The sequence below is a fragment of the Legionella navarrensis genome (assembly GCF_052527415.1).
Genome location: NZ_JBNVZR010000001.1, coordinates 87,277 through 113,173, shown reverse-complemented (window position 1 = coordinate 113,173; position 25,897 = coordinate 87,277). Strand labels below are relative to the sequence as shown.

Sequence of the window (25,897 nt, the reverse complement as noted above, 5' to 3'; positions counted from 1 at the left end):
CTGTTTTGGATATCTTTCGTCATTGAACTCTGTACCGGACAAAACTCCGGTCCGTCATTCCCGCGCAGGGGGGGGAAACTATCCCGGAGCTGGTTCCGAGCCTGATTTGACCATGGTTCCCCGCCTGCGCGGGGAGGACAAATGATCCACTGAGAGGACAAATAATACAAAGTTTTTTTAAGCCCTATCTGACCCGCCGCATCAGCCACGCGCCCAGCAGAGCGAACACCAGCGTTGGCCCCAGTGCAGCAAGTAAGGGAGGAATCTGATACACCTGACTGACCGGGCCGAAGAACTGATTGATGATGTGGAAACCAAATCCAACGGTTGCGCCCACCAGCAGTTTGGATCCCATGGTAGACGAGCGCAAAGGGCCAAAGATAAAGGGAATGGCAAGAATCATCATCACCACCGTGGTCAGCGGCTGAAACAGTCGCTGCCAGTAAGCCAGCTGGTAGTTTAATGCCGATTGATGACTGCGTTTCTGCACGCGCACATACTGACGCAGCTCATGCAGAGTCATCTCATCCGGTTCATTGCTGTTGGCGCCAAGGATAGCCGGCTTCACCGACACATCCCAGTCCATCTGGGGCACCTGGCGGGTCAGCGTCTGCTCATCATTCAGCAGGGTTTCCGCCACATCATAGGCTATCCAGTGCTGGTCTACATAGGTCAGATGGTCGATTTTTCGCGCCAGACGCATCCGGTGTTTTGCATCAAAGCGGAATTGATACACGTTTTCCAGCGTATCGTCGGCCATCACCGAACCCACGGTAATAAAATCATTCTGATAACGCAGCCAGACACCGCCGGCGGTGCGCAGGGCCTGCCCGCCACTGATGGCCTGCATTTTGTGATCGCTGGCAATGCGGGCCATGCGCGGCACCAGCGTTTCGCCAATCAGCGTCACCAGAATAATCACCAGAACCGCGGCCTTTAATACCGCGAAGGTAATCTGGCTGATGGACATACCCGCCGCGCGCATCACAATAAGCTCGCGATGATTGGCCATGATACCCAGGCCCACCAGGCAGCCCAGCAGACTGGCCAGGGGGAAAAACAGATACACCTGATACGGCATCTGCAGCAGCACATAAAATGCAGCCTGGACAATACCGTAATCCCCTCGCCCAAGGTCATCGAGCTGATTCACAAAGAGAATAAAAATCTGCAGCCCCGCGAGCATCAGGGTGACGAGTGCGATGGCAGACAACACAGTTTTGGCGATGTAGCGTTCCAGTAGATTCATCACGGTTTACCCAAGCCTCGCCTGATTACGCCATACCAGAAACAGACCCAGTGCTGCCACCACAACATGAATCCACCACATGCCCAGCCAGACCGGCACTTTTCCGGACACCACCCAGTTGCGGGCGATGAACATAAAGTTGGCGTAGACTATATATAAGACGATCGCAGGCAGCAGTTTGGCAAATTTACCCGAGCGGGGATTCACCCGGCTTAAGGGAACAGCCACCAGGGTCAGAGTCAGAATCATCAGCGGCACCGACAGGCGCCATTGCAGTTCAGCGGCTTTTTTTGTATCGGGATTGAGAAAAGGCAGCAGGCTGGCCGTGTCGGCTGTCCGCATATCGCTTTGCGCAGAAAACTGCGGATGCGGCAGTCTGGCCTGATAACGCTCAAACTCAACAACCTGATAGTTTGCCTGGCCGGGCAGGCCTTCGTATTCGTTACCGTTCAGCAGTACCAGGTAATCTTCCCTGCTCGATGGATCCGTTTCGGCAAAGGCCTTGTCAGCCCAGACAATGGTCCATTGTGGTTTTTCGTCGCGCACAACCTGCCGCGCAAGAAACACGTGTTCGGCACGCGTGTGATCACGGCTCATCGATTCAACATAAAACACCTGCCTGCCGCCGCTGATGGCGGTAAACCGACCGGGCACGACCGTTTGAATCAACGTCTGTATGCCTGAGGTTTTCAACAGTCTTGCGCGCTCAATGGCAATTTTCGGGCTGGCCCAGATCATGAGTACGGCAACCAGTATAAACAGAGCAAAGGCCATGACATAACTGTGTTTCAGCAATTGCGACGGGCCATAGCCGCAGGCCTGCAGCACGGTCATTTCGCTGTCCGCATAGAGACGGCCATAGGCAATCAGCAGAGCGACAAAAAATCCCAGTGGCAGCAGCAGTCCCATCAGGTTGGGCAGTTCCAGCATCATCAGCTTCATGATAATGGTAAAGGGAATCTGCCCACTGGCCGCACGACTGAGATAACGAACGAACTGGTTGCTCATGAAAATTAACATGAGGATCGTGGTCAACGAGGCCAGGGTAATAAAAACCTCTTTAGCCAAATAACGAAAAATCAGCACACTGTATCCCGGACGGTTTGCTACCTGGCTATTCTCATAGCCACCAACTTTCTGTAAACTAGCAGCTTTTGCAGACGATAGGAAGTGAAAATGCATTACGGATTGATTCAGACACCCCCCACGCAAGCCAGTGAATGTCTGGTTTTCGGGGTATTTTCCGATCGGGATACCGTAACCGGATCCGGCTGTCTTCAGCACCAGCAGCAGGAGCTTATCCATCGACTGGCCGGCCGTCTTCAGGAAAACGGCGACAGCCTCTGGCATTATGATGCCGATGGCAGCAGCCTGTATCTTCTGCATTGCGGCAAGGAAGCGGATTTTGATCAGCATCAGCTGCGTAAGCGGCTCAGTGACGTCTGCACTGCTCTGCTCAGACAGCGCATCAAATCAGCTGTACTCTGTCTGCCTCAGATACAGAAACAGGATGCCGACTGGCAATTAACCCAGATGCTGCTGCAGGTGGATGCCCACTGCTATCAAACCCTTGATTTTAAAACCCTCAACAAAAAACCTCATGCTCTGGAATCGGTGCAGTTTTGCCTGGCCCACGCCAGCAAAAGCAGCCTGGAAGAAGCAGAAGCGGTTGCCGACGGCGTTCGCCTGACCCGCCATCTGGCTGATCTGCCGGCCAATCGCTGCACCCCTTCGTACCTGGCTGATCAGGCACGTGAGCTGTCTAAAACATACAGCAGCATCAAAACCCGCATATTCGACAAAGACGAGATGCGCGAAATGGGCATGGGGTCTTTACTCGCCGTAGCTCAGGGCAGCATTGAACCGCCCTGCCTGATTGAAATGCGTTACGATGGCGGCGGTAACAGCGCGCCCTTCGTTCTGGTTGGCAAGGGAATCACTTTCGACTCCGGCGGTTTGTCTCTGAAACCTGCCAACAGCATGGACGAAATGAAATACGACATGGCCGGTGCGGCCAGTGTGCTCGGCACCATGCAGGCCTGCGCACAGCTTAAATTACCTGTAAATCTGATAGGCCTCATTGCCAGCGCTGAAAACATGCCCAGTGGCTCAGCCGTCAAACCTGGTGACATTGTCAACAGCATGTCTGGTCAGAGCATTGAAATATTGAATACCGATGCTGAAGGCCGTCTGGTTCTGGCTGATGCCCTGACCTACGCCGAACGCTTTAACCCGGCCTGGGTAATTGATATCGCAACCCTGACTGGAGCAGTCATTGTTGCCCTGGGCACTCATACCAGCGGCCTGATGACCACCGACGAGGAACTGGCCAGAGACATTCTGAACGCCTCAGAAGCCAGTGCCGACGCCTGCTGGCGTCTGCCCTTGACAGATGTGTACCAGGATGCCATCGATAGCCCCATGGCTGATATGATCAATGCTGGCTTTGATCGCAGTGCCGGCAGCATCACAGCTGCCTGTTTCCTTTCGCGTTTTACCAAAAAATACCGCTGGGCTCACCTGGATATAGCGGGAACAGCCTGGGTCTCTGGTAAAAAGCGTCAGGCCACGGGTCGCCCGGTGCCTTTGTTAGTTCAGATGCTGCGCCATGCCAACACGCGTTGACTTTTATCTGCTGGCCAGCGACAAGGCAGACGATCGCTGGATGCTGGCCTGTCGATTATTGGAAAAGGCCTGGTTACGCGGGCACAGCGTTTTTGTGTATTGTGATAATCAGGAGCAGGCCGAGCTGATTGATGAAATGCTCTGGACCTTCAGGGATGACAGTTTTATACCTCATAACCTGCAGGGCGAAGGCCCGGAGCCACCTCCTCCGGTGCAGATTGGCTACCAACAGGAACCACGGGGATTTAACGACATTCTGCTCAATTTATCTGATCATATTCCGTCGTTTTTTAACCGTTTCCGCCGCATCATGCATCTGGTAGGCAATTCGGATGAATCAAAGGAGTTGAGTCGGGTTCACTATCGTGAATACCGCAGCAGGCAATGTGAGTTACATACCCATCCCATTGACTAGTGAGTGTTGTACTGATGAACCTGCGAACATATTTGATAAGTGGCCTGCTGTCGGCCTTATTAAGCCTGCCTTTTTCCCTGCATGCGACGGAGTCCGATGCGAGTATTGAACAGGAAATTCTGGTCAAGATTAACCAGTATCGAAAGGCACATGGCCTCAATCCCCTGCGGATGAACCCGCTCATGTCCAGCGAGGCAAGGCAGCACAGCCGTGACATGGCGAATCATAAAATCCCATTCGGCCACGCGTATTTTTCTGAACGTGTCAAACGTATTTATGCCAGAGTTCCCCAGCAGCCCATGGGTGCTGCGGAAAACGTAGCGTATAATTACAAAAGCGCCAGCATCGTGGTTAACGGCTGGCTGAAAAGCCCGGGGCATAAGCGAAACATCGACGGAAAATACAACCTGACCGGTATTGGCGTTGTACATGATAAACAAGGCAGACTCTATTTTACGCAGATTTTTTTGCGTGTGAACGATAAGGCATAATAAGGGAACAATGTGACGGATGTTAACGAGTACGGCCAGCTGGGGCGTGATCTGCCGGATACGGAAGAGCAGTTATTTCAATTGGAAAAATATCCGTTGCTGGACGCGGATCTTGGCATTCAGACCATGGGCAGCCGCTCCCTGTTTAAAAGTATGCTCAATGTTATGGTGACCATGGCACTTCCGGATGACCTCAGCCAGATCAAAAAAGCCTATGCCGATAAAGACTGGGATCTGGTGGAGAATCTGGCTCATAAGATTAAAAGCGGCGCCATGTATTGCGGCACGATAAAAATGCAATATGCCTGCCAGTATCTGGAGCGCTACCGCAAGGCTGGCTACAGCCAGTCCCTCGACAGGCTTTATCATCAGCTGCTGGATGTGCTGGAAGAAACACAGATTTCGCTGACGCGCTGGCTGAGTACGGCAGGTTGAGCAGAGTTCGGATCGCATGGGCAGGGTGGGCAAAGGAGCGGAAGCGACGTGCCCACCCTACATCGAGTTATACCTGAGCTCAACCTTCTCAGGCTTTAGCGAAATCGCAGACGTCAATCAGCTCGATGTGCTCGCCTGGTAATACTTCACCCAGAAAAATCTCGCCTACGTGTTGAAAGCGGCGGATGGAGTCCGTGACCAGATAGCGTGTTTCTTCTGCCTGACTTTGCTTGCTGACCAGCAACTGATTGGATTCCAGAACCTGGTGCAGGGCAATTGCCGTGGCGTCAGCTGAGTCGACGATATTGACTGTTTCCGGCAGGAGACTGGCCAGCAAGGGTTTAAATACTGGAAAATGCGTGCAGCCCAGCAACAGGGTATCTTCATCGTGAAATTCCGACAGATAATGCGTCAGAGCCTCACGCGCGACGGCATTCGACACCATCCCCTCTTCCGCCAGAGCAACCAGCACGCTGCAGGCGCGTGCGCTGATGGTAGCACCTGGTAACTGTTCACAAATCAGGCGCTGATAGGCATTGGATGCGATCGTTGTTTCCGTTGCCAGCACGGCGATGCGCTGGTTTCTGGTCGCGGTGATCACGGCTACCGCACCCGGACGCACCACACCAATCACCGGAATATTCGGCAGCATGGCCTGCAAATGCGGTAAGGCCGCGGTGGTTGCTGTGTTGCAGGCAATCACCAGCGCCTTGATTTGCCGCTCAATCAGTACACGTGCCATTTGCGAAGCGTATTGCTGCACGGTATCGGCACTCTTGGTGCCATAAGGCAGACGCGCGGTATCGCCGAGGTAAATAAAGGATTCCCGTGGCAGCGTTTTTTTCAGTGCGCGCAGCACCGTCAGGCCACCCATACCGGAATCAAACACACCGATTGGCAATGCATTGTTCGTCATATCACTCCCTGGAAATTTTTATTATTTAACACCATATCACGGTTTCAGTGACGGTGGTGCATTCTCGTCGCTTAGATTACTGTCTTTAATTTTTTTCATCGTCTCATCAGGGTCTTTAAGCAATTGCTTTTTGAACTCGCCCATCCTCTGAGCCGCCTTGAGCGTCTCGACCCGCTCTTTACTCTGCCCCTCGAATTTTTTCTTTGAAAATCCATTAAAGGAACCAATCATAGTACTCAGTCCCGGATGTTCCTTGAACGCGGTGTTATAAATCGAGTTGCGGGCAAAACCATTGCCCCCCAGTATACCAGTCTGAGTTTTGGGATTAAATTCATGCGAGTCAATCCGGATGGTCTTTTCATTTATGTTAAGATGCGGATTTTCCTTGCCCAGAATCATCAGAGCCGTCCAGACATAAGACAGCTGTGCTTCGTCGCCTCGCCTCAGGGTAATAGGGCGATTGCTGTTGGCTGGCCGGTCGCGCAGAATCTGGCAGGCCAGGGCCATGGCAAATTCAACCCGTGCCTTTTCCGTGCCATTATCGCTGGCGGGAAATACGCTCACGGTGTACCGCGCCTTTGGTATGACCTCCATTATGCCATCTTCCATTCTGGTCGATAAATCACCAGCAAGACGTTCTTCGATAAAGCAGCCTTTTGTCTGCTCCGTTTTGCCAATGGTGTATTCATAAAATTTACCCGCTGGCGCTTTGGTGCCTACGACGTAGTGATCTTTTTCTACCTCTTCCCTATCGTTCTCAACTTCCATCGCTCCGGCAGCCAGGCGATCCCGGGGCAGCGTTCTGTTCAGCAGTTTTTCCTTGTCAGCCAGGTCGTATTCCTTGCGGGTACAATGATAACCAATAAAGCGGGCGATATCCGTGTTCCCTGAAACCACTTCATCAAGTAAAGCCACCAGACCCTTGTTTTCAAGCGTGTTGACGGGCGCTGCGGGATTACCACGAAACCAGAGCTGCAACCCCTCATACATAGCCGCACCGTTCAGAAGATTCCCTAAGGTGGCTTTAAGTTCCTTACGATGCTCCTCAATGGCGGCCAGCTGCTCTTCTGACAACATTCTCGGTATGGTGCCTTCCTTAGGCAACGCGCTCAGCTGCTGATCCAGTTGGTCGATACGGGCATTAAACTGCCGGCATATCTCGTCGCATGCTTCTGGCAGGCCTTGAAAACGGTGCTGCAGGAGTTTCGCGTCGCTAATAGCGGTTGCCTGAAACTCAGGACTCAGCCAGTCCAGCGCATCCGTTTTACTCAGCTGGATCAAGGTGTTGTGTATATCACCGTCCAGTTTAGACAAAGCCTCAATTGGCCCTTTACTTTTGTTCAGTCTGGCCTTGCTGTCCTTAAGCGCATCTTCAACAATTTCTGGGCGTGTAAATCTGGTTTTATTCAGTCCTGGCTTCAGACGGTTATACCGTTCCAGTGTGAAGGTATTTTTAAAGGATTTCTGAAACACCGGCTCCAGACCAGATACAGGAGCGCTTTTCATAAATTCGCGGTATGACCCGGTACTTACCAGCTCAGGTAATAGATTCTTATCAGGTTCCGCCTTCACATCAAACGCTTTCCCTTTACGCAGTGTCAGGACGTAATCGCGAAAAAGGGTCTTTTCCTGCGTGTATCGGCTGGTGTCGCGTGCCAGCAACAGCGCATTAAACTCCCGCTGTTGTTCCATTGCAGCCTGCACAGCGGAATTCGCGATTGTACCTGAGGCATCCAGACCGCATGATGAGCGAAATCGGTCCCGGTCATTTGAATCCAGAAGGCTGGCGATGGTATTGATCGTATCTGGATACGCTGCGGTCGAAAAATCCACCGCATTGGGAGGCAGAGCCGACAACATGGCGTTAATGTTTTGAATTCGGGTTCTGTCCAAGGTGACGCCAGCCAGATGTCGTGCCAGCTCGGCATTGATAATATACTGGCTGTTGCCAATACCGTTCACTTCCGCAGCCAGTTCGTCAGTAATTTTATCTGGCTCAATATTCAAAATGCTGATTAATTCATCTCGCTTCCTGGTATTCAAAATAGCAGGCATGAATTGCTCATTGGCCAGCCGTTTACGCTGATCCGCCAGAGGCAGGCTAAGCAACAGCTTCATCAGCTGAGGTCTGTAGCTGGCATCGTAATTCGATGAGCTGGCCATTTGCAGGCTCAGCGCGCGCTCAACCGCGGCCTGTTGTGCTGCCGCCATTGTTTCGCTGTTGACCCAGTCCTGAGCCGTTATGTCAATATCGGTCAGTGCGGCTTTGAATGCGGCCTCGTCTTCGGCATTCACCACGGCCATCAGTTTTTTGGCAGCGGCCTCGTCGGGCACAGGGAAATTACGCAGCAGGGCCGGCGTTAAACGCCCGCGGATGTAGTTTTGTTCTGTAACTGGAATATTCTTAAAAAATTGATTATCCAGCTTGTTTATAAGATCTATCATGCCAGCTAACTGGCTATTACCCTCAGCCCTCAATACCAGCCTCTCGCAAAGTGCCAGAGCGCGGAGCGTTCGCTGGAGGCTGGGAGCCTTGTCCAGCAAATCATGAGCACGGGGGTCACCCAGCAGGGAAGCAGTCTGTTGCTTAAGGTCCGACATACTCTGGACGTTATTAAACCGTTGCAGATCATCTGCACTCATTTTTTTGAAGGCTTCTTTCATAACTCGAATAAGGCATTGCTCCCGCAGCAGCGTTTGATTCCCTTCTATTTCGAAATGAGCCTGAACAGCAGACAGATCCGTCAACGCCGGAAGAAATTTATCGCGAAAGTGTGTCGCTAAAGCGGTCGGATTAACCACCGGATTCCCAAGAGAAATCCCAGGGGCCCAGGCTTCATCGCCAATGAAATACGCCAGCTCGGCCACATCAGCACTGAGAGTTTTACCATATACCTGAGCCGCCGTCTGAATCGCATCTATCGAGTTCATATCAGCGACCGTACGGCGAAAAGCTTCATTCGCCGTACCTGAAAGACCAAGAGCCGGGTGCGCTTCAAGAACCGCGCTCAAATCAGCGCCGGTAGTGGCTGCGGCTATAGCATCAAGCGCCGCCACATCGGAGCAGCGCGCCAGTGACAGGAGCAGCGCCTTGCCTGCCGCTGCCAGGCGGAAGGATGCCGCATTGCTGTCGTTGATAATCAGCCGGGCGCTGGCGTCGTTTAAAGCGCCACGGATTGGCCGTGCGCGTAATTCAGCGGTATTGCTGGCAGCAGCTATTTTTTTAAGATCATCCAGTTCGTCAATACCGAGATTAATAACGGCGTTGACATAGTGTTGTCCCAGACTGACCTTCACAGCCGGGGCATCGGAAGGATCCAGGGAGGGGAAAATGATGGAGGGCAATGCCTCTCCGGGTAATACTACCGCGTCACAAAAGGCCTTATTATCACGGTTCAACAACGCTGCAACGTGTTCCAGCCTTCCGCCGAAAGTCTCGTTAACTATCTTTTCAGACTCACGCACATAAAGGATTTTAGCAGCTGAACGGACAATGTCATCCAGGATGCCCGCGTATAAATCATTATCCTCATGAATACCTAGAGAAGGATCCAGTACACCAAGAGTCGTTTTACAGGGTTCGGTATTCAGAATCTGGCCCAGATTGCCATTGTTTTGACGGGCTGTGATGATAGACAGCAGAGCATCATTACTCAACTCATCCATAGCCGCAATCACCCGACGCTTTACCGCCAGCACGAATAACAAGGGTAAATTGTTTTCGTTTTTATCCGAAGGATCAATAAAATCTGTGGAGTTATCAAACACAACCATCGGGTCTCTAAGATCTGGCACGGTGCTGCGCCAGAATGCCTCATGATCTTTTATCGCTTTACGGAACGCGGCACTATATAGATCTCGATCAATGCCATAATCTGCCTGGACAATCGCATCCAGTGCCGCCCGCGATTCATCAGTCAAGCGGTTGATGTTTTCCAGCGCTTCTCTCAACTGTGCATTTTTAGCCATGAAATACCCCACTTGTGTTTATGCGTCCATTTTAAACTTTTAATCTTAAGGCGTCCTTAAGATTATGAAAAAAGATCATCTCTTGCCAGGAGGCTTAACACTGGCCGGCTCAGATGTGTCCGGCAACCCGTCGCTGGCGCTTGCTTCATCCAAAACGGTCTTTGCTTCCGTGAATAGATTTCTTGTTCCCGGCAAAGGGAAAAAGCCATGATGCTTACCGTATTGTCTGGCCTCTTTGTGCTCTCTTAACAGAGAAGAAATGTCCTCTGTCCCAAGTTGGAATGTGTTCTTTAATACGGTTTTTAATTCTTCAAGGCTGTATTTTTTTAGAATCCGTGTCATGAAGCGATTTTCCGTGGCAGCCGACAGCACGCTCCTGTTTTTCAATGAAACAGGATTTTGTGTGGCGAGAACGCAAAAGCCAGGCTTTTCCGGTGGATTTTTTTCAGGATCAAGGCCTGACAGCAAATCGTTCAGCAGTTTTTCGTCGGTCAGGCTGTTAAACTCATCGATAATCACCACCTCACCGTTATGAAATGCCGCCAGCATTTTTTCCCGGGCTTCCTGGGGTTTGCTCAGCTGTATAATGACCGGCTCGATATCCATTGCCCTCAGCATGGCAACGCATAACCGACTCTTTCCAAGACCTGGCGCGCCTTCAAGCAGAAAGCCGTTGATGCCATGCTCCTGCCTGAACCGGGGTTTGTCTGAATCAGGATCTATAAGACCAGGACGCTCACTGGCCTTTATTTTTTCTTCACGAATCAGCAGCATGGTAAGCAGGACAAGACCTGTCTTTATTCGTGACGGCGTCCACTCAAACCCGCCGTTCTGAAGATTGGGCATCAACGCCTTGAGCGAGTTCGTTAAGGTGTCGCGCGATGCCTGCCACACATCGCTGGCTTTTATGTCCTGAACCAGTCTTTTGGTCTTGCTGTTGTCTATAGTCAGGCTCTTGAGTTCGTTGATGATGGCATAATGCATAAAGGCATCATCGCTCAGGCCCGTGTCCTGTAACTGCTTCTTCAGCACAAACGCTGTCTGGCAGATGTTTATGGCATTACGGGGTGTGATAACCAGGCCTGCCTGTTGAGCCTTTTCATAGTGGTGCATTAACAGCGCCCCCATCTCGCCACGCTGGTCAAAATACGTCAAAAAGGGCGCGATTATATTTTCAAGCGGCTGTGCCTTGAACTCCATATACCAGGGATAGCGTTTAAAGAGACTGGCCTGAATGCGACCACCATAACGCTCAGGATTGCCGGCAAAAACGACTTTATGCCTGCCAAGATCATATTTGTTACCATTCAGCCAGATGCTTTTTTCACCTTTGGCCAGATTTTCAAAGACCTGATACTGCTCCGTGGATATGTTGGCCTCGTCGATAAACAATATGGGCAGCTCATCTTTTGACGCAGCCCACTGCTCTATCTGGTTCATTTCGTTAAACAGCCTGACGCCAGGAACCTCTTCGCGAATTCGTTTGTTTAAAAAATGACTCTTTCCGGCACCCGATTCACTGACCAGAAACACAAAAGGTCTGTCGCGCAGATACGCGATTAATTCATCAGGTTCGGTTGTCTGAGTGTTTTCAATCCGACTGGAGCTGGAGGGTTGATTTTCTGGCTTGCTGAAACGGCCCACCGACAGGCCAAGACCCTTGTATAAATCCTGATACCAGCTCTGCTGCGCCTCCTGCCCTCCCTGAAATGGAAATGCTTCAAAATGGCTGTGACAGGGCTTGATGTTCCAGTCACGATATACCTGCCTGAGCCTGTCCTGAAATGGCTGGGGGATACGCTGCAAATCCACTTCGGGATCATAAGGCCTCTTCTCGTGTACGCATGCTGCAAATGAGCCAGGCTCATCGCTTAGAAACGTGATGGATCCGGATACAGGATAACGCCGGCCATTGACGGTCAGCGAGGGGGGATCGACCAGCAGCGTCTGCATTTTCTGGATAAATGTTTTTGAAAACTGCCCCTTCAAGACAATAGGCTGTCCGCGTCTAACCATACGGAGCAGATCCGTTTCCTCACCATAAAAGCTTCCATACTCATCGCGCCTGACATGAAAAAACAAGGAATCAAAGCGTGTCTTCTGAGTGACAGAGATGACCTCCGCCTGCGGCATGTTCAGCGCATCCAGGGCCTCATCGATATCGCCGGCCTCTACAGGCTGAATCGAAGCATGGGGACGCAGCAAGGCTGACGGCACTTGCCTTTCCCTGAGCTGCTCCGGTATCTGCACCCCCGGCACGGGTTGAAAGCGCAGCCTGACCTGGTGTTTTTTTGCCTCTGACAACAGCTTAAACCATTCCAGTGGGTTCATGTTCTCGCTGCACTTGAGCCAGACTTCCTTGCCCTGATTGAGCTGAAATAATCCGGGTGCGTTTTTAACCCCTTGTCTGCCCAGACTCAGACGCGGAAAAAACGATGCATAAGTGGCCGGATTTAATACCGCAGTATCGCCTGATGACGATGCTTCCTCTCGAACCAGCAGGGAAGACAAATCAACAAGCGGGGATCGAAAATGCAACTGAAATCCCACTGGCAGGCTATGGTACTCACCGTTGTAGAAAAAACGGCCGGTTTTGTTAAGCTCATCAATAAAGAAACGAAACTCACGGTCAGCCCAGGGTGCATTGTGGATTGTTAAAGACAGAGGATGACCCGTTTTGGCTGCCTCAGTCAGCTTACCATTGCGTATATGAAGCGTATTTTTTTCGATGTAAACCTGTCCCAGCAGTTCTTTTTTCCAGTCATTTTCATGAACGATCAGCGCGTCATCGGGCTCAATTTCTGCCTTTGGTTCCTGGTTTCTCGCAGGCACCGTCAAATATGGCGCCTGACTGGTGGCATCAATCCTGGACAGGTATTCTTCGCCCATGTTTTCCGCCGATGCCTTGTCCATTATCGCGACAATCCTCACATTTGGCGGTATACGTAGCCCGTTAACATGGGGCTCCTCATTATCAATGATACTGTTCAGACTGATGTGCTCGGCCTTGGAATCGGACCAGTCGATAAACCAGGTGACGGGCCTGTCGTGCTCCCCTGCCCGTTTCAAAAAGCGCGCCAGAGGGGTGTCTACGCGCTGGCTGCCACCGCCCTCTATTTTCCCGCATTCCAGCGACATTGAGTCCAGATTTGGGCTGAAAAAAGACGCATCATGCGCATCCGAGCCTGCCCATGCCGAGTGAATGGCCTCTATTGACTGTCTGTCATGGGTTACGACCAGCTGACGCCTGGGGCGTCCGGCTGCAGCACTAAGCTCGTTAACCAGACCGGGAGCATCGTCTGCCTGCAGCCGATGCGTGCGCCAGGTCTGAAAGCGATTCGTTTCGGATAACTCGAACAGCTCAGGAGCTCTTTTTACTGTTCGGGCGGATCCCGACACTCTGGGAGCCGCGGACAGATCAGGTTCTTCCTTGAGCGGGCTTATCTGGGCATTGGCAGGAGCACCGCCCAAATCAAAAACCATTCGCTCACCGTTCCCACTCAAAACGCTGGTGAAGGCATGAAGATCATTGGTCACATAGTGAGCTTTTATGCCAAAGCTGGATGCCAGGGCGGTGAACAACATGGCCCGATGCCGACAGGCCCCCGCACGTTGTTTGAGGGTATAGTTCAGAGTGGCATAGCCAGGCCCTTTAAAGTCACTGGTAAAGGGGGTCGGAAAAGAACAATATTGACGTAATGCCTCGATGAGCCGGTCTTTTGACAGGCCCTGCAATTGACGAAACGCGTTATTGTCTATTAAAAGCCCGCGACTGTCGAACGCCAGATCGCCGATAAGACGCAGATATTCAGCGGCCTCTTTCTCGCTCAGATTCAATACCGATGTATTAAACACCGGTCTGGATCGAAGGGTAAAACTGAGAGACAGAGAAACCGGATTATCCGCCAGTACCCGAAAATACAGATAGCCACTGTTTTTGTCCCGGCAATACTCTATCTTATGATTTGCTCTCGTACCCGACTCAATCAGCTCATCCTGATGAGACAGCCCCGGTAATTGATGCCAGACATTGGGCGACAGGTTGCGGAACTCCTTTCTGCCAAAGAAATCAACCTGGCTGTTCCCTGGAAAATCAGCATGCATTTGTGCCGGATCAATCTGTCTGGGCTTAAGTGCTTCGATGTTGTCTGCGTCAGGCTGCCTGAGATGAAACGGGCTTGTCTGATCGTTGGGGCAGTAATCATAGGCATGTAAGTGATAGTGCTCTAAATGAACGTCAGCGCCGTTTCTGGATTTAAATATTTCCTGCCCCTGGTGGACCTTCTTTTCGTCCTGTTCAAAACCGCCATCCACCGTCATCCTGTCGGGAGCTTTCCCTGGAACCGGCGTAGAGGATGTCGTCGGTAATACGCGGGATGCCTGCGATGCTGAAGCAGGACGATTAGAATACACAGGGTTTGGGCTCGCCACAAATGCAAAGCGGATATAAGGAAATTCCTTCTCTAAAATCTGGATATCCTCTGAGCTGATGCGATCGCAGCATATGAGGCTCACGTCTATTATATGCCCGGATTTGGTCAGAACAGCACGAAGTGTATCGATTGACACATCAACCCTGTCCAGCACCAGATGCTCCAGGTTGTCCGGTATTGAGGCATCCGCTGAAAGCACCACATTACGCCAACGGAGTACGCGAAGGGCGTCACTCTGCATAGACAGAGTGGAAAAATTATCTGCCCGGCCAAACGTATTCCCTTCAACAGTAAGCGTTCCGAGTGCGTGGGAGGCAAGCACGGAGTTATTTATTTCCTGACCAGAAAAATCTACATTAAAGCGAGCCTCTCGAAGTTCAGGCGCCGTCGATAAAATATTCAGGCATTGCGCTTCAGACAGATGAGCACTGACACTGCTCAAATGTTTCAAATATCTGCCATCGGGGTTAAGCACGTGATGAAAATCACCTGATCTATCCACCCTGTAGCGATTATCCATCCCCACTCGTGACAGCCTCGGCGAAGCCGAGATCAGGTTTGCCAGCAAGGCATCTCTCACCGTGGCAGAAAAGATATTGATTCGGGTAAGTTTTCCTAAATACCCAACTGGAAGAGGCGTAAAGTCGCCCTCTTCATAATAACAGTTATTGATAGTCAGCTGTTCAAGATTGGGAGCCGCTGACAAAAGACGAATCAAATCGGAATAACGAATTCCTCCAGACACCTCAAGCTGCTTCAGATTTTTTAATTGTTCAGGTTCCAGAGTCAGCTCTTCTCGCTCAGAATTGTAGGTGTTTGCAATTTTCAGGCTGGTCAACTGAGGCGCCGACTTGATTATTTTTTGAAAATCCTGCGCATGCATAAACATTAAATCAATGTTCAGATGTTTCAAATGGCGCAAAGGAGGAATAGAGCGCAATGGCTGACTTTCTTCCTTATCGATAATGCTTCTAAGCTCCAGATACTCCAGATCAGGCGACAGATTAAGCAGTTCAAACAAAGCGCTTGTACTGGTTTTATCCAAAGTCAGAGAAGTGATTTTTTTAAATCGTTCTAAGGTTTCCCGGTCTATCCAATCGCTGCCAGCGTCGATGAGAAAACGTGTGTTTTCAATCCCAAGCCTTGTCAGACTGGGACATTTTGAAAATAATCGCGCCAGGGTTGAAATACGAGGCAGTCCACTCACGTTGACCTCTTTGACTTGAGGGAGCGGCAGCATGGCCTCGGTCATCCATCCTTCCAACAGATAACGGAAGGTCAGGGTTTCGAGATCAGGGCAGGCAGCAAGCAGATTTTCCGTTATTTCCGGCGTAAAGTTATAGTCCTCGAAGCTTAAATGCCGCAGGTGACTCAGCCCATTGGCACCGAGATTATACGCTGCCTGGTAACCAAGTAACTGGTTTTTGGCTTTTGCTATATCAAACTGAAAGCCCGGGTTTTGCTTTAAAAAATCATCAAATATCGACGCAATGGCGGTCTCATCAAGGCCACCTGTCAAAACGCGCTGAACTGTGTCCATGCTTCCGGGATAATCGGCCATGGAAAAATAGAGTTCCTTCTTCTCGTCTTTTTCGTTTAATACCGTAAAAACCAGCTTTGAGAAATCCGGAGTGAATGATATGTATAAGGTTCCTTTTTCGATTTGGCCGGGACCCAGCAATAGTTCTGTTTTGAAATTATGCCAGCTGTCTTTGAATCTGAAACCGCTTAACAGGGGTGTCTGTGTTAAGAGCCTGTTGAGGGTAAAAGGAGAGATGTCGCATCGTTCAATTGACAGGGTTTTCAGGCTGGCAAGCGCTCCGGGTTCCAACACAGGCAAATCATATTGATACAGATTGGTACAGGCATACAGACTCAGACTGCTCAGATTCCTGTAATGATTGAGAAGCCTGGCTAACTGTATGGCATTGATATTGGAAGAGTTGATAACCAGGCGCTCCAGCGATGGGTATTGCGCAATAATCCTGTCTAAATCCTGGTCTTGAACATCAGAGTTAATGATGAGCTCACCCACAAGTGGATCGGGCTTCGCTGGTTCTGTTTCTCTTCTAAAATGTATAAAAGCCCGATCATCCGGATCAAGCGGTATGTTCAGGGATTGAAAAGACTCCCGCGACATTGGGAGATAAGCATTGGAGTCAGGCCTGTCACCGGGCGCCGCAAAATAGTCAGTCAGCTCAAGCAGGCGTTTGGTATTGATGATATCGAGCGAATCAACCGACAATCCCTGCGCCGCAGCCTGGCTGACCGCGTCTTTTGATTCAATGGGCTGAAAATCGGCGAGCTCACGATCCAGAAGCGTCCTATCCTTCACTTTCTTAAGCCCGTCATTCTGGGAAACATAAACGTCATGGCCGGCCTCAATCAGCTGCTCCAGCACAAAGACAAATTTTGCCTTCAGTTTTTCCGACATCTCAGCAAAATACCAGGCGGATACTATGATTGTCTTTTTTACCTGAACTTTCGTCACATCATAATCAACCCAGCACTGCTCTTTTCCCTCCCAGAAAGCATCGTCGTCAATTACACCTGTAATATCCGACGTCAGGCTATGATCAATAATATTCTGCTCGTAGGTAAATCCCATCAGGTGATAGAGATTTTTGAATTTACTCGCATTCACAATGAGCTCTTATCTGGTCTTTGTGATCAAATTATAGACCAGCCTGCAAAGCCTGATGTGAGCAGTCCCTGAGTCTGCGCGCCATATAGCCAGGACGGCTTCAGGTAACCAGAGACAAACCCAGCAGGGTGCTGACAATAAGCCAGGTGAACAGCCCCACCATCCAGACATTGGGGACGGCCTGAAACATTCTGCGTTTATTCCATATCATGATCCCGCCCATCGGTAAAAACGTCATGAGCATCAATAAAATCACAGCGGCTGTGCTGCTGGCACCAATGGTGAACGGCAGCAGCGAAGCGAGGAACTCCACAGCCGAAATCAGATAAATCTGTGCCTTGACTAACAGCCAGACAAAAAATGACTCAAAGGTGACCAGGGCATAACTCACCATCAGCAAAGGTACAAACAAGGCAAACCAGGGTTTGGCAAACAGTTTTTTTAGCAGCTTGCCAAAATCATGCAAAAATATCACCAGTATTGCGGCAACCAGCACAAAAAATACCAGGCTCTCCATCATGGTACTAACTCCTTTCTTCCAGCCATTCCCAGCGTTGATACAGGCCTGCCAGCTGCGTTTCAAGCTCAGCCAGATGGCGATTAAATTCTGTCAGCACAGCGGCCTCCTGCTGATAGAATTCCGGCGCTGTCATTTTTAAGTGTAGATCAGCAACCTCCTGCTCCAGCTGCTCAATTTTCTGTGGCAACAGGCCCAGTTCACGCTGTTCATTAAACGATAATTTCGCGTCATTGCTGCTGCGAACCACCGTCTTTTCAGGGGCGGTGTCGCGTTGCTGCTTTTTCTGTCGCCGATAGTCATCGTATCCACCAACGTATTCGTTAAACTGCCCCTCCCCTTCCCACACCAGTACACTGGTCACAACCTGGTTAATGAAGGCCCGGTCATGGCTTATCAGCAAGAGTGTGCCTTTGTATTCTACCAGCAGAGTCTCCAGCAGTTCGAGCGTTTCAATGTCCAGATCGTTGGTCGGCTCGTCCATAATGAGCAGATTCACGGGTTTGGCCAGTAATTTAGCCAGCAACAGACGGTTACGCTCACCGCCAGACAGCGTGGCTACAGTTTGATTGAATCGCTCGGGAGGGAAAAGAAACTCGCGCAGATAGGTCGCAACATGCTTTTGTTTACCGTTAATGGTCACGTAATCAGCGCCATCACCCACGTTGGCCATCACAGTCTGCTGCTCATCCAGCTGGCGGCGCAGCTGATCGAAATAGGCAACATCCAGCGAAGTACCCTGCCTGACTGTACCGGAATCGGGCTGCAACTCACCAAGCAGGAGACGAATCAGCGTTGTTTTACCGCACCCATTCGGGCCGATTATTCCGAGCTTGTCACCACGGGTAACCAGCAACGACAGATCCTTGATCAGGTTTTTTCCGCCGATCGAATAATTCAGTCTGTCTACCTCAAACACCAGCGAACCTGAGCGCGTGACATCAGTACTCAAACCCTTTACTTTGCCCATTTGATGGCGACGGGCCTTGTATTCTTCCCGCATCGCCTTCAGGGCTCTTACCCGACCTTCGTTGCGCGTGCGTCTTGCTTTAATACCGGTACGAATCCACACTTCCTCTTCGCTCAGACGCTTATCAAACAGCTCGTTTTGTTTCTCTTCCGCAAGGCGCATGGCTTCACGGCGATCGAGGTAGGTCGCGTAGTCGCAATCGTAGGTGTTCAGTTTGCCGCGATCAATTTCAACAATGCGGTTGGCTACCTGCCCGAGAAACTCCCGGTCGTGGGTTACGACCACCAGGCTGCCAGTATAGGTGCGCAGATAAGCCTCCAGCCACTCAATGGAATCCATGTCGAGATGGTTAGTGGGCTCATCGAGCAGCAACAGATCGGGCGCGGCTATCAAAGAGGCGGCCAGCAGTGCACGTCGCTTCATACCACCGGATAAATCGCTCATCTCGGTCAGAGGATCGAGGCCGAGGCGGCTGGCCATCATGTCAACGCGGGGCAGTAAATCCCAGGCGTGGCGATTGTCCATTTTCTGCTGGCAGACAGCCAGCTGGTTCAAATCACCGCCCATAGACAGGCGGTGAAACTCGGCCAGCAGCTCGCCGATATCGCCAAGACCCTTAACAAGGAAATGGTATACGGATTCGTGCGCCGTTACCGGAACTTCCTGAGTCAGACTGGCAACGCGCAGACCATTTAACTGGCTAATCTGGCCGCTGTCGGCCACCAGCTGCCCTTGCAGTAATTTCAGCAGCGATGATTTACCGGCACCGTTACGCCCAACCAGCGCAATGCGATCCTGAGCCTGAATCTGCCAGTCTGCGGCATCCAGCAGGCGATTGCCGGCAAGGTTGAGGGTAACGCGGTTCAGGGTAAGAATGCTCATGCTGTCATGTCCGGATTATATAATGAAACGAGGGATTATTTGCCTCAGGCTTTGCGGGAGCTTAGCCTACCTGGGGGAGAGACGCAATATCTGCGCCAAACCTGGTCAGGGCTGTCCCATCTAAATTTGAACTGATCAACTTCGAGATGGCTGGGCGCTCCGAACATTGCTGCGACCGCTATGTTACCCTGGCAGCCTTGTGGCGTTTAATGCTATTATCCTGACTGAGGACGACAATCTGGTCAGTTAATGAAGCAACAACAGCATATATCGCTGGTCACATACAATATCCACAAGGGCTTTGGGGTTGGGAAACTGCGGTTTCTGCTGCCAGAAATGCGTAATGCCCTGTCTGGCATTAACCCGGATTTTGTTTTTTTACAGGAAGTACAGGGCCTGCACCACAAGCGTGCCAGACGCATCGGCAGCTGGCCTGCCCTGCCTCAGTTTGAATACATGGCCGAACACGACTGGCCGCATTTTCTATATGCCAAAAACGCCATTTATCAATCTGGTCACCATGGCAACGCCATTTTAAGCAAATACCCCTTTGTCCGTTTTGAAAACGTCAACCTGTCGAGCCGAAACCGGGCATCGCGCAGTATCCTGCATGCGGAAGTGAAAACAGACACAGGAGGTTCTCTGCATTTGCTCTGCGTTCATTTAGGCCTGTTTAAAGCCGAACGCGCCTTTCAAATGGAAGCCATGATAGCCTGGATCAGAGATAACGTACCGGCAGACGAGCCGCTGATCATGGCTGGAGATTTCAACGACTGGCGACGGCACCTGTCCAGCCCGCTGGAAGAAGCCCTGGGTATTCAGGAAGCGTTTCATTTTCTGGAAGGCCGGCATGCCCGCTCGTTTCCGGCACTGAAACCGGCTTTGTGCGTTGACCGGATTTATTTTCGTGGGATTGGTGTACTGGATGTCAAATGCTTTCAGGGTAAACCCTGGCGCACGCTCTCGGACCATCTGCCCTTGTGCGCGCGCTTCGTTTTGGACTGATTACGCTTCCATGTCTGGCTGATACTCGCCGAAGCAGGCGGCACTGTTTAAGCGCGCACGTTTCAACAGGGCATCCTGAGCAGCAGCAACGTTCTCATGCTTGCCAGCCCATACCTTCAGACAGTCTTCCTGCAGAGCCCGGCCGTAGGAAAAGCTTAAATTCCATGGCTGATAGCCGGTTGCGTTGATCGCATTCAGGTTAGCAGTAGCCTGTTGCGGCGTCTGGCCACCTGACAGGAAATTAATGGTTGGAACAGCCGCTGGCACGTTGTTACGAAACACGCTGACAGTGTAATCAGCAACATCTTCCGGACTGCTGAACGGTGAAGCCGATTTACCGCTGGTTACCATGCTGGGCTTCAGTACGATGTTTTCCAGCTCGACCTGATGAACAAACAAAGCGTTAAACACTTCATGCAGCACCATTTCAGAGGCTTCAGCACAGTATTCGATGCTGTGATCGCCGTCCATCAGCACTTCTGGCTCTACAATCGGTACAATACCCACAGCCTGGCAGCAGGCGGCATAACGCGCCAGCATTTCGGCACCGGCCTTAATAGCCGTCAGACTGGGCGTGAACTCAGAAATGGAATACACATTACGCCATTTGGCAAAACGGGCCCCCAGTTGCTTGAAATGCAGCAGACGCTCGGTCAGGCCGTCCAGCCCCTGAGTCACCTGCTCACCATTGGTATTGGCCAGTTCAACCAGACCTTTATCCACCTTAATTCCGGGAACGATGCCTTTTTTGGCAAATAATTCAGCGATGGGTGTGCCCTCATCGTCTTTTTGACTGAAGGTTTCTTCAAACAGAATCACGCCATTGATGTATTGCTCCAGGCCTGGCGTGGTGGCCAGCAACAGGCGATAGGCTCTACGGTATTCTTCTGTATTTTCAACACCAATCGTTGCAAATCGCTTGCCAATGGTGCCATTGCTTTCGTCGGCAGCCAGAATACCCTTGCCATCCTGCAGCAATATCTCCATCGTGTCCGACAATTCTTCGTAATGCATGTTTAATAATCTCCCTTAGCGTGCTGAAATGTATTTTTCACGCACGATTTGTTGTGAAGTAAACCCTGATTCTTTTAATGCCTCAAACGCCGCATCAATCATACCGGGATTGCCGCATAAATAAACCACATCCTGTTCGGCGTTCAGAGCCAAATCAGGGAAAGCATGTTGTACATAGCCCGAAAACTGGCCAGATGCCAGATCACTGGGGCCAGTCCGGCTCAGGTGAGCGCGGAAGCTGACCTGCTGCGGACAGGCTTCTACCAGCTCGTTAAACGCCTGCGCGTAAAGAATTTCATCCGCAGTCTGCACACCCAGCATAATAACAACCTTCAGAGATGGATTGCTCATGAGGCGCGCCTTCAACTCTGTCAGCATGGCACGATACGGGGTAACCCCGGTGCTGGTGGCGATGAGCAGGTAACGTCCAGGAATCTCATCTTTCAGTATCAGACGACCAAATGGGCCACTGATATTAATAGTGTCGCCTGGTTTGAGATTGAAGAGTAAATCCGTACCGGGTCCGCCCTCAACATAACCTGCGGCAAATTCAATTCGATTGTTTTCTTCGGGTGGATTCGCGATACTGTAACTGCGCTTCAGGGGTTTACCATCACGCTCAAAATGGATGGTAATAAACTGGCCGGGCAGATATTGAAAAGCAGGACTGAGATCGGCACGAAAAACAAAATGCTTCACTTTTGGCGAAATCATATACGATTCGACCAGCGTGACGGGAAATATGTTTAATGGCATGGTAGAGGCAATCCTGATTGAAAAGCTCCCTAATATAGGGGAAATATTCTGTATTGCAAGACCTGGACAAAAAATAGCTCGTAATTTTCGGTATATACTATACAGATGGATAACAATAACCTCATATCAATGATTGGCCATCTCAGCCAATCCGCTTTTTCTGTCCAACATCTTGTTGCCGGGCTGGGGTACGTGCTCGGCCTTCTTTTTTTTATAATAGCGCTGCACAAACTCCATAAAATCGGCAGCAGCCCGGCTGGTTCTGCCAGTGAGAGTCTGTTTATCCCCATTGCCTACCTTGTTGGCGGCTCTGGTCTGTTGTTTCTGCCTTCTTTATACGGTGTGCTGTCAAATACACTGTTCGGCACCGGGAATATTCTCGAATACGGTAAATACAATCCCTACAATATTTTCAATGCGATGTCCGTCATTATCCGTACGGCCGGTATCATCTGGTTTGTGCGTGGCTGTGTGCTGTTGACTCAGGCCAGCGAGCCGGGTGTGCAGCATGGCCCTAAGGGACTGATGTTCCTGACGGCTGGAATTTTTTCCATGAACTTTGAAACCACGCTCAGCATGATTAACTGGATTATCCAGCAGATACTGGCCTATACCCTCACATCCAACGCACCGACTCAGTAAATTCCCGAAGGCAGTTGTCAACACGCACTACTCATTTTCACCGCAGATTTTCAGATTGTTTTCTTTGGCAAAGGCCATGATGGCCTGATAAATCTGAGGGCTGCTTTCTTTCAGGCGCGGATCGAGCAGGACGCATTTGAACCCTTCGGTATTGACGCTGGGCTGCAACAGGGGCGAATAATGAAAACGGCTGTTTTTAAAACTGGCCATGACGCCGCTCATCCGTTCGGCCCAATCGCTGGGACGAAAGGTTTTGCCCTGTTCAGTTACCCCTTCAATTACAATTTTTTTATCATCATCTTTGATCATATTCATAACAATGTGTAAATACCATGCCCTAGTATAGCATCATTCAGAGTGTTTAGACGACGTACTGGCAAGCGGAAGCAGATTTATGCTAGGATGTTCGCGTTTAACTCTTTAGAATACGGATACCTCGTGAACCCAAAAGAACATCATTCCGGCATTTACCTACTACCCAATCTGTTTACTACAGCCAGCCTCTTCGCTGCCTTCTACTCTATTGTGGCATCGTTCAGAGCGCAATACGAAGTTGCGATTGTTGCTATTTTTATTGGTATGATTGCCGATAGCCTGGATGGGCGCATTGCGCGTCTGACCAATACGCAGTCTGATTTTGGCGCTCAATACGACAGTATGTCGGATATGGTCACGTTTGGTGTGGCGCCCGCCCTGCTTCTGTATTGCTGGAACCTGAATCATCTTGGCAAACTGGGTTGGCTGGTTGCGTTTATCTATACCGCCGCCGTTGCCATACGCCTGGCGCGATTCAATACTCAGCTGGAAACAGCCGACAAACGCTATTTTCAGGGGCTGGCCTGTCCACCGGGCGCTGCCATCGTATGCTCTCTGGCCTGGCTGTGCCAGCAGCATCAGCTGAACAATGTCATTGTATCCATCCTGACAGCGGTTATTGCAGTGATCACCGCAGCTCTGATGGTCAGCAATGTGCGCTATTACAGCTTCAAGGAGATTGATTTTAAGGGGCGGGTACCTTTTTTGTATCTGCTGCTGATGGTCGTTCTGTTTGTAGCGATTGCTGCTAACCCATCGCTGGTACTGTTCACAGGGTTCGTTATTTATGCGCTGTCTGGCATCGTGCAGTTCCTGTTCACGCTGCGACGCGCGCGTAAATCAGATACTCAATAGTCAGGGAGGCTGGCGGGTTTACTCAGGCTCGCCAAAGCGATTGTTAATCAGATCGACCAGCGCTTTTTCCATTTCAACTTCATCTGGCCCGTCAATCTGCAGAACCAGTTCGCTGCCCTGACTGGCTGCCAGCATCATGACACCCATAATACTCTTGCCGTTTACAGTCTGCGACTGCTTAGTGACATCAATATGACTTTGAAATCGGGCGGCCATAGCAACAAACTTTGCAGACGCTCTTGCGTGCAAGCCCAGTTTATTGATGATTTGGATCGTGGTTTTTATCATAAGGGCCAATGTAACACTTACCGCGATGAAGTACAATCACAAGCATTAGACAAATCCCGCTGAAACCTCGTATAATTAGCGCTCTTTTTTTACAGACAGCGAAAAAAAATGAATCATAAGGTAGGATTTGTCAGCCTGGGTTGCCCGAAAGCATTGGTTGATTCAGAAAGGATTATTACGCAGTTACGTGCACAGGGTTACGACCTCGTGTCCAGCTATGACGATGCCGGGGTCGTTGTTGTCAATACCTGCGGGTTTATCGATGCCGCGGTAACGGAATCTCTGGACACCATCAAGGAAGCCATGGCCGAAAATGGCCGGGTGATTGTAACGGGTTGCCTGGGTGCCAAGGCCGATGTCATACGCGAGGCCTGCCCCGACGTGTTGCACATCAGCGGCGCTCATGCCTACGAAGAGGTGGTGCGGGCCGTTCACAGGCATCTGCCGCCTCCAGCCGATCCCTTTACTCAGCTGGTACCGCCACAGGGAATCAAACTGACACCCCGCCATTATGCCTATCTGAAAATTTCCGAAGGCTGTAATCAAAAGTGTACCTTTTGTATCATCCCCACCATGCGCGGCAAGCTGCAGAGCTACCCGTTGACTCAGCTACTGTCAGAAGCCAAACGTCTGAAAGCCGCTGGCGTAAACGAATTGCTGGTAATTTCGCAGGATACCAGTGCCTACGGCGTCGATACCCGATACGAAACGGTTGAGTGGCAGGGCAAACAGGTCAGCACCCGTTTTTACGATTTGTGCGAGCAACTGGGCGAGCTGGGTATCTGGGTGCGTCTGCATTATGTTTATCCCTATCCGCATGTGGATGACGTCATTCCTCTGATGCGCGATGGCCTGATCCTGCCCTATCTTGATATCCCCCTGCAGCACGCAAGTTCGCGCGTATTAAAAGCCATGAAGCGTCCAGCCAGCAGTGAAAATACACTGGCACGCATTGCTAAATGGCGCGAAATCTGCCCGGATATCACCATACGATCCACATTTATCGTTGGCTTCCCTGGTGAAACAGACGAAGAGTTTCATGAGCTGCTGGATTTTCTGCGCGAAGCCAGACTGGATCGTGTGGGCTGTTTCCAGTACTCACCGGTTGAAGGTGCCAGGGCCAACGAGCTGGCTGATCCCGTTTCGGATGAAGTCAAGGAAGAGCGTTATCACCAGTTCATGCAGGTTCAGGCTGAAATCAGTCGTGAGAAACTGGCGATGAAAATCGGCAGCGAACAACGCGTTCTCATCGACAGCATCACTGACGAGCAGGTTATCGCCCGCAGCAAAAGTGACGCTCCGGAAATCGATGGACTGGTTTATCTGCCGCTTAACGACCAGGTTAAAATGGGTGATTTTGTGGACGTGACCATCGTTGACAGCGATGATTATGATTTGTATGCCGATTATAACTAAGCGCGGGCGGGAATGACTGCCCGGCGTTTTTCTCCGGTACTACGAAGCGGCAGGCTTTCT

General features: G+C 50.8%; 19 protein-coding genes. 8 read left to right on the top strand and 11 right to left on the bottom strand.

What is annotated here, in order from left to right:
• Window positions 1-184: 184 nt before the first annotated feature.
• Together lptG and lptF are read right to left on the bottom strand one after the other, a co-directional pair.
• Window positions 185-1,249, bottom strand: coding sequence for an LPS export ABC transporter permease LptG (gene lptG, locus ACQUTA_RS00435; protein WP_444986439.1), 1,065 nt, complete (start codon window positions 1,247-1,249; stop codon window positions 185-187).
• Between the two features lie 6 nt (window positions 1,250-1,255).
• Window positions 1,256-2,335 carry an LPS export ABC transporter permease LptF gene (lptF, locus tag ACQUTA_RS00430; RefSeq protein WP_444986138.1) on the bottom strand — a complete coding sequence of 360 codons (1,080 nt, stop codon included), beginning with the start codon at window positions 2,333-2,335 and terminating at the stop codon, window positions 1,256-1,258.
• A gap of 90 nt (window positions 2,336-2,425) precedes the next feature.
• Here lptF and ACQUTA_RS00425 point away from each other — a divergent pair, with 90 nt between their 5' ends.
• Genes ACQUTA_RS00425 through ACQUTA_RS00410 form a run of 4 tightly spaced genes read left to right on the top strand, consistent with a single transcriptional unit; the run spans window position 2,426 to window position 5,215 of the window.
• Entirely contained in the window at window positions 2,426-3,874 is a 1,449-nt protein-coding gene (locus ACQUTA_RS00425; RefSeq protein WP_444986136.1) for a leucyl aminopeptidase, read from the top strand.
• Window positions 3,858-4,289 (top strand): DNA polymerase III subunit chi, encoded by a 432-nt coding sequence (locus ACQUTA_RS00420; protein ID WP_444986134.1) that lies wholly within the window; start codon window positions 3,858-3,860, stop codon window positions 4,287-4,289. Before ACQUTA_RS00425 ends, ACQUTA_RS00420 begins: the two co-directional genes overlap by 17 nt.
• A 14-nt stretch (window positions 4,290-4,303) precedes the next feature.
• A complete protein-coding gene (locus ACQUTA_RS00415; protein WP_444986132.1) occupies window positions 4,304-4,780 on the top strand; it encodes a CAP domain-containing protein in 477 nt (158 codons plus the stop codon).
• Between the two features lie 12 nt (window positions 4,781-4,792).
• Window positions 4,793-5,215 carry an Hpt domain-containing protein gene (locus tag ACQUTA_RS00410; protein WP_444986130.1) on the top strand — a complete coding sequence of 141 codons (423 nt, stop codon included), beginning with the start codon at window positions 4,793-4,795 and terminating at the stop codon, window positions 5,213-5,215.
• Between the two features lie 88 nt (window positions 5,216-5,303).
• Here ACQUTA_RS00410 and murI read toward each other — a convergent pair whose 3' ends face one another.
• The 5 genes from murI to ACQUTA_RS00385 form a co-directional block, all read right to left on the bottom strand.
• Window positions 5,304-6,131 (bottom strand): glutamate racemase, encoded by an 828-nt coding sequence (gene murI, locus ACQUTA_RS00405; protein WP_444986128.1) that lies wholly within the window; start codon window positions 6,129-6,131, stop codon window positions 5,304-5,306.
• A 36-nt stretch (window positions 6,132-6,167) separates the two neighbouring features.
• A complete protein-coding gene (locus ACQUTA_RS00400; protein WP_444986126.1) occupies window positions 6,168-10,100 on the bottom strand; it encodes a hypothetical protein in 3,933 nt (1,310 codons plus the stop codon).
• Window positions 10,101-10,175: 75 nt separating this feature from the next.
• Window positions 10,176-17,177 carry an AAA family ATPase gene (locus ACQUTA_RS00395; protein ID WP_444986124.1) on the bottom strand — a complete coding sequence of 2,334 codons (7,002 nt, stop codon included), beginning with the start codon at window positions 17,175-17,177 and terminating at the stop codon, window positions 10,176-10,178.
• Between the two features lie 100 nt (window positions 17,178-17,277).
• Window positions 17,278-17,697, bottom strand: coding sequence for a hypothetical protein (locus ACQUTA_RS00390; RefSeq protein ID WP_444986122.1), 420 nt, complete (start codon window positions 17,695-17,697; stop codon window positions 17,278-17,280).
• A gap of 4 nt (window positions 17,698-17,701) precedes the next feature.
• Complete coding sequence (locus tag ACQUTA_RS00385; protein ID WP_444986120.1) at window positions 17,702-19,546, bottom strand: ATP-binding cassette domain-containing protein; 1,845 nt, start codon at window positions 19,544-19,546, stop codon at window positions 17,702-17,704.
• A 249-nt stretch (window positions 19,547-19,795) separates the two neighbouring features.
• Here ACQUTA_RS00385 and ACQUTA_RS00380 point away from each other — a divergent pair, with 249 nt between their 5' ends.
• The gene (locus ACQUTA_RS00380; protein ID WP_444986118.1) at window positions 19,796-20,551 is read left to right on the top strand and encodes an endonuclease/exonuclease/phosphatase family protein; all 756 of its coding nucleotides are present in this window, start codon (window positions 19,796-19,798) and stop codon (window positions 20,549-20,551) included.
• Here ACQUTA_RS00380 and ACQUTA_RS00375 read toward each other — a convergent pair whose 3' ends face one another.
• Both ACQUTA_RS00375 and ACQUTA_RS00370 read right to left on the bottom strand, forming a co-directional pair.
• Window positions 20,552-21,565 (bottom strand): class I fructose-bisphosphate aldolase, encoded by a 1,014-nt coding sequence (locus ACQUTA_RS00375; protein WP_444986116.1) that lies wholly within the window; start codon window positions 21,563-21,565, stop codon window positions 20,552-20,554.
• 15 nt (window positions 21,566-21,580) lie between these two features.
• Complete coding sequence (locus tag ACQUTA_RS00370) at window positions 21,581-22,321, bottom strand: ferredoxin--NADP reductase (protein ID WP_444986114.1); 741 nt, start codon at window positions 22,319-22,321, stop codon at window positions 21,581-21,583.
• Window positions 22,322-22,426: 105 nt separating this feature from the next.
• On the opposite strand from ACQUTA_RS00370, the gene ACQUTA_RS00365 reads away from it, so the two are divergent.
• Window positions 22,427-22,963, top strand: a complete 537-nt coding sequence (locus ACQUTA_RS00365; protein ID WP_444986112.1) for a type IV secretion protein IcmC — start codon at window positions 22,427-22,429, stop codon at window positions 22,961-22,963.
• Window positions 22,964-22,990: 27 nt separating this feature from the next.
• On the opposite strand, the gene ACQUTA_RS00360 is transcribed toward ACQUTA_RS00365, so the two are convergent.
• Window positions 22,991-23,272 (bottom strand): DUF3579 domain-containing protein, encoded by a 282-nt coding sequence (locus ACQUTA_RS00360; RefSeq protein ID WP_444986438.1) that lies wholly within the window; start codon window positions 23,270-23,272, stop codon window positions 22,991-22,993.
• Between the two features lie 129 nt (window positions 23,273-23,401).
• On the opposite strand from ACQUTA_RS00360, the gene pssA reads away from it, so the two are divergent.
• Window positions 23,402-24,133, top strand: coding sequence for a CDP-diacylglycerol--serine O-phosphatidyltransferase (gene pssA / locus ACQUTA_RS00355; RefSeq protein WP_444986110.1), 732 nt, complete (start codon window positions 23,402-23,404; stop codon window positions 24,131-24,133).
• An 18-nt stretch (window positions 24,134-24,151) separates the two neighbouring features.
• Here pssA and ACQUTA_RS00350 read toward each other — a convergent pair whose 3' ends face one another.
• Complete coding sequence (locus ACQUTA_RS00350; RefSeq protein ID WP_444986108.1) at window positions 24,152-24,421, bottom strand: HPr family phosphocarrier protein; 270 nt, start codon at window positions 24,419-24,421, stop codon at window positions 24,152-24,154.
• Between the two features lie 108 nt (window positions 24,422-24,529).
• Between ACQUTA_RS00350 and rimO the strand changes: the two genes are divergently transcribed.
• A complete protein-coding gene (gene rimO / locus ACQUTA_RS00345; RefSeq protein WP_444986106.1) occupies window positions 24,530-25,837 on the top strand; it encodes a 30S ribosomal protein S12 methylthiotransferase RimO in 1,308 nt (435 codons plus the stop codon).
• The last annotated feature ends 60 nt before the right edge of the window (window positions 25,838-25,897 follow it).

Coding starts and splice junctions, on each gene's coding strand:
- murI (WP_444986128.1), bottom strand. CDS start 6,131: ATGACGAACAATGCATTGCCAATCGGTGTGTTTGATTCCGGTATGGGT.
- ACQUTA_RS00420 (WP_444986134.1), top strand. CDS start 3,858: ATGCCAACACGCGTTGACTTTTATCTGCTGGCCAGCGACAAGGCAGAC.
- ACQUTA_RS00365 (WP_444986112.1), top strand. CDS start 22,427: ATGGATAACAATAACCTCATATCAATGATTGGCCATCTCAGCCAATCC.
- ACQUTA_RS00350 (WP_444986108.1), bottom strand. CDS start 24,421: ATGATAAAAACCACGATCCAAATCATCAATAAACTGGGCTTGCACGCA.
- ACQUTA_RS00360 (WP_444986438.1), bottom strand. CDS start 23,272: ATGATCAAAGATGATGATAAAAAAATTGTAATTGAAGGGGTAACTGAA.
- ACQUTA_RS00415 (WP_444986132.1), top strand. CDS start 4,304: ATGAACCTGCGAACATATTTGATAAGTGGCCTGCTGTCGGCCTTATTA.
- ACQUTA_RS00375 (WP_444986116.1), bottom strand. CDS start 21,565: ATGCATTACGAAGAATTGTCGGACACGATGGAGATATTGCTGCAGGAT.
- ACQUTA_RS00390 (WP_444986122.1), bottom strand. CDS start 17,697: ATGATGGAGAGCCTGGTATTTTTTGTGCTGGTTGCCGCAATACTGGTG.
- lptG (WP_444986439.1), bottom strand. CDS start 1,249: ATGAATCTACTGGAACGCTACATCGCCAAAACTGTGTTGTCTGCCATC.
- ACQUTA_RS00370 (WP_444986114.1), bottom strand. CDS start 22,321: ATGCCATTAAACATATTTCCCGTCACGCTGGTCGAATCGTATATGATT.
- ACQUTA_RS00425 (WP_444986136.1), top strand. CDS start 2,426: ATGCATTACGGATTGATTCAGACACCCCCCACGCAAGCCAGTGAATGT.
- ACQUTA_RS00400 (WP_444986126.1), bottom strand. CDS start 10,100: ATGGCTAAAAATGCACAGTTGAGAGAAGCGCTGGAAAACATCAACCGC.
- ACQUTA_RS00380 (WP_444986118.1), top strand. CDS start 19,796: ATGAAGCAACAACAGCATATATCGCTGGTCACATACAATATCCACAAG.
- rimO (WP_444986106.1), top strand. CDS start 24,530: ATGAATCATAAGGTAGGATTTGTCAGCCTGGGTTGCCCGAAAGCATTG.
- ACQUTA_RS00385 (WP_444986120.1), bottom strand. CDS start 19,546: ATGAGCATTCTTACCCTGAACCGCGTTACCCTCAACCTTGCCGGCAAT.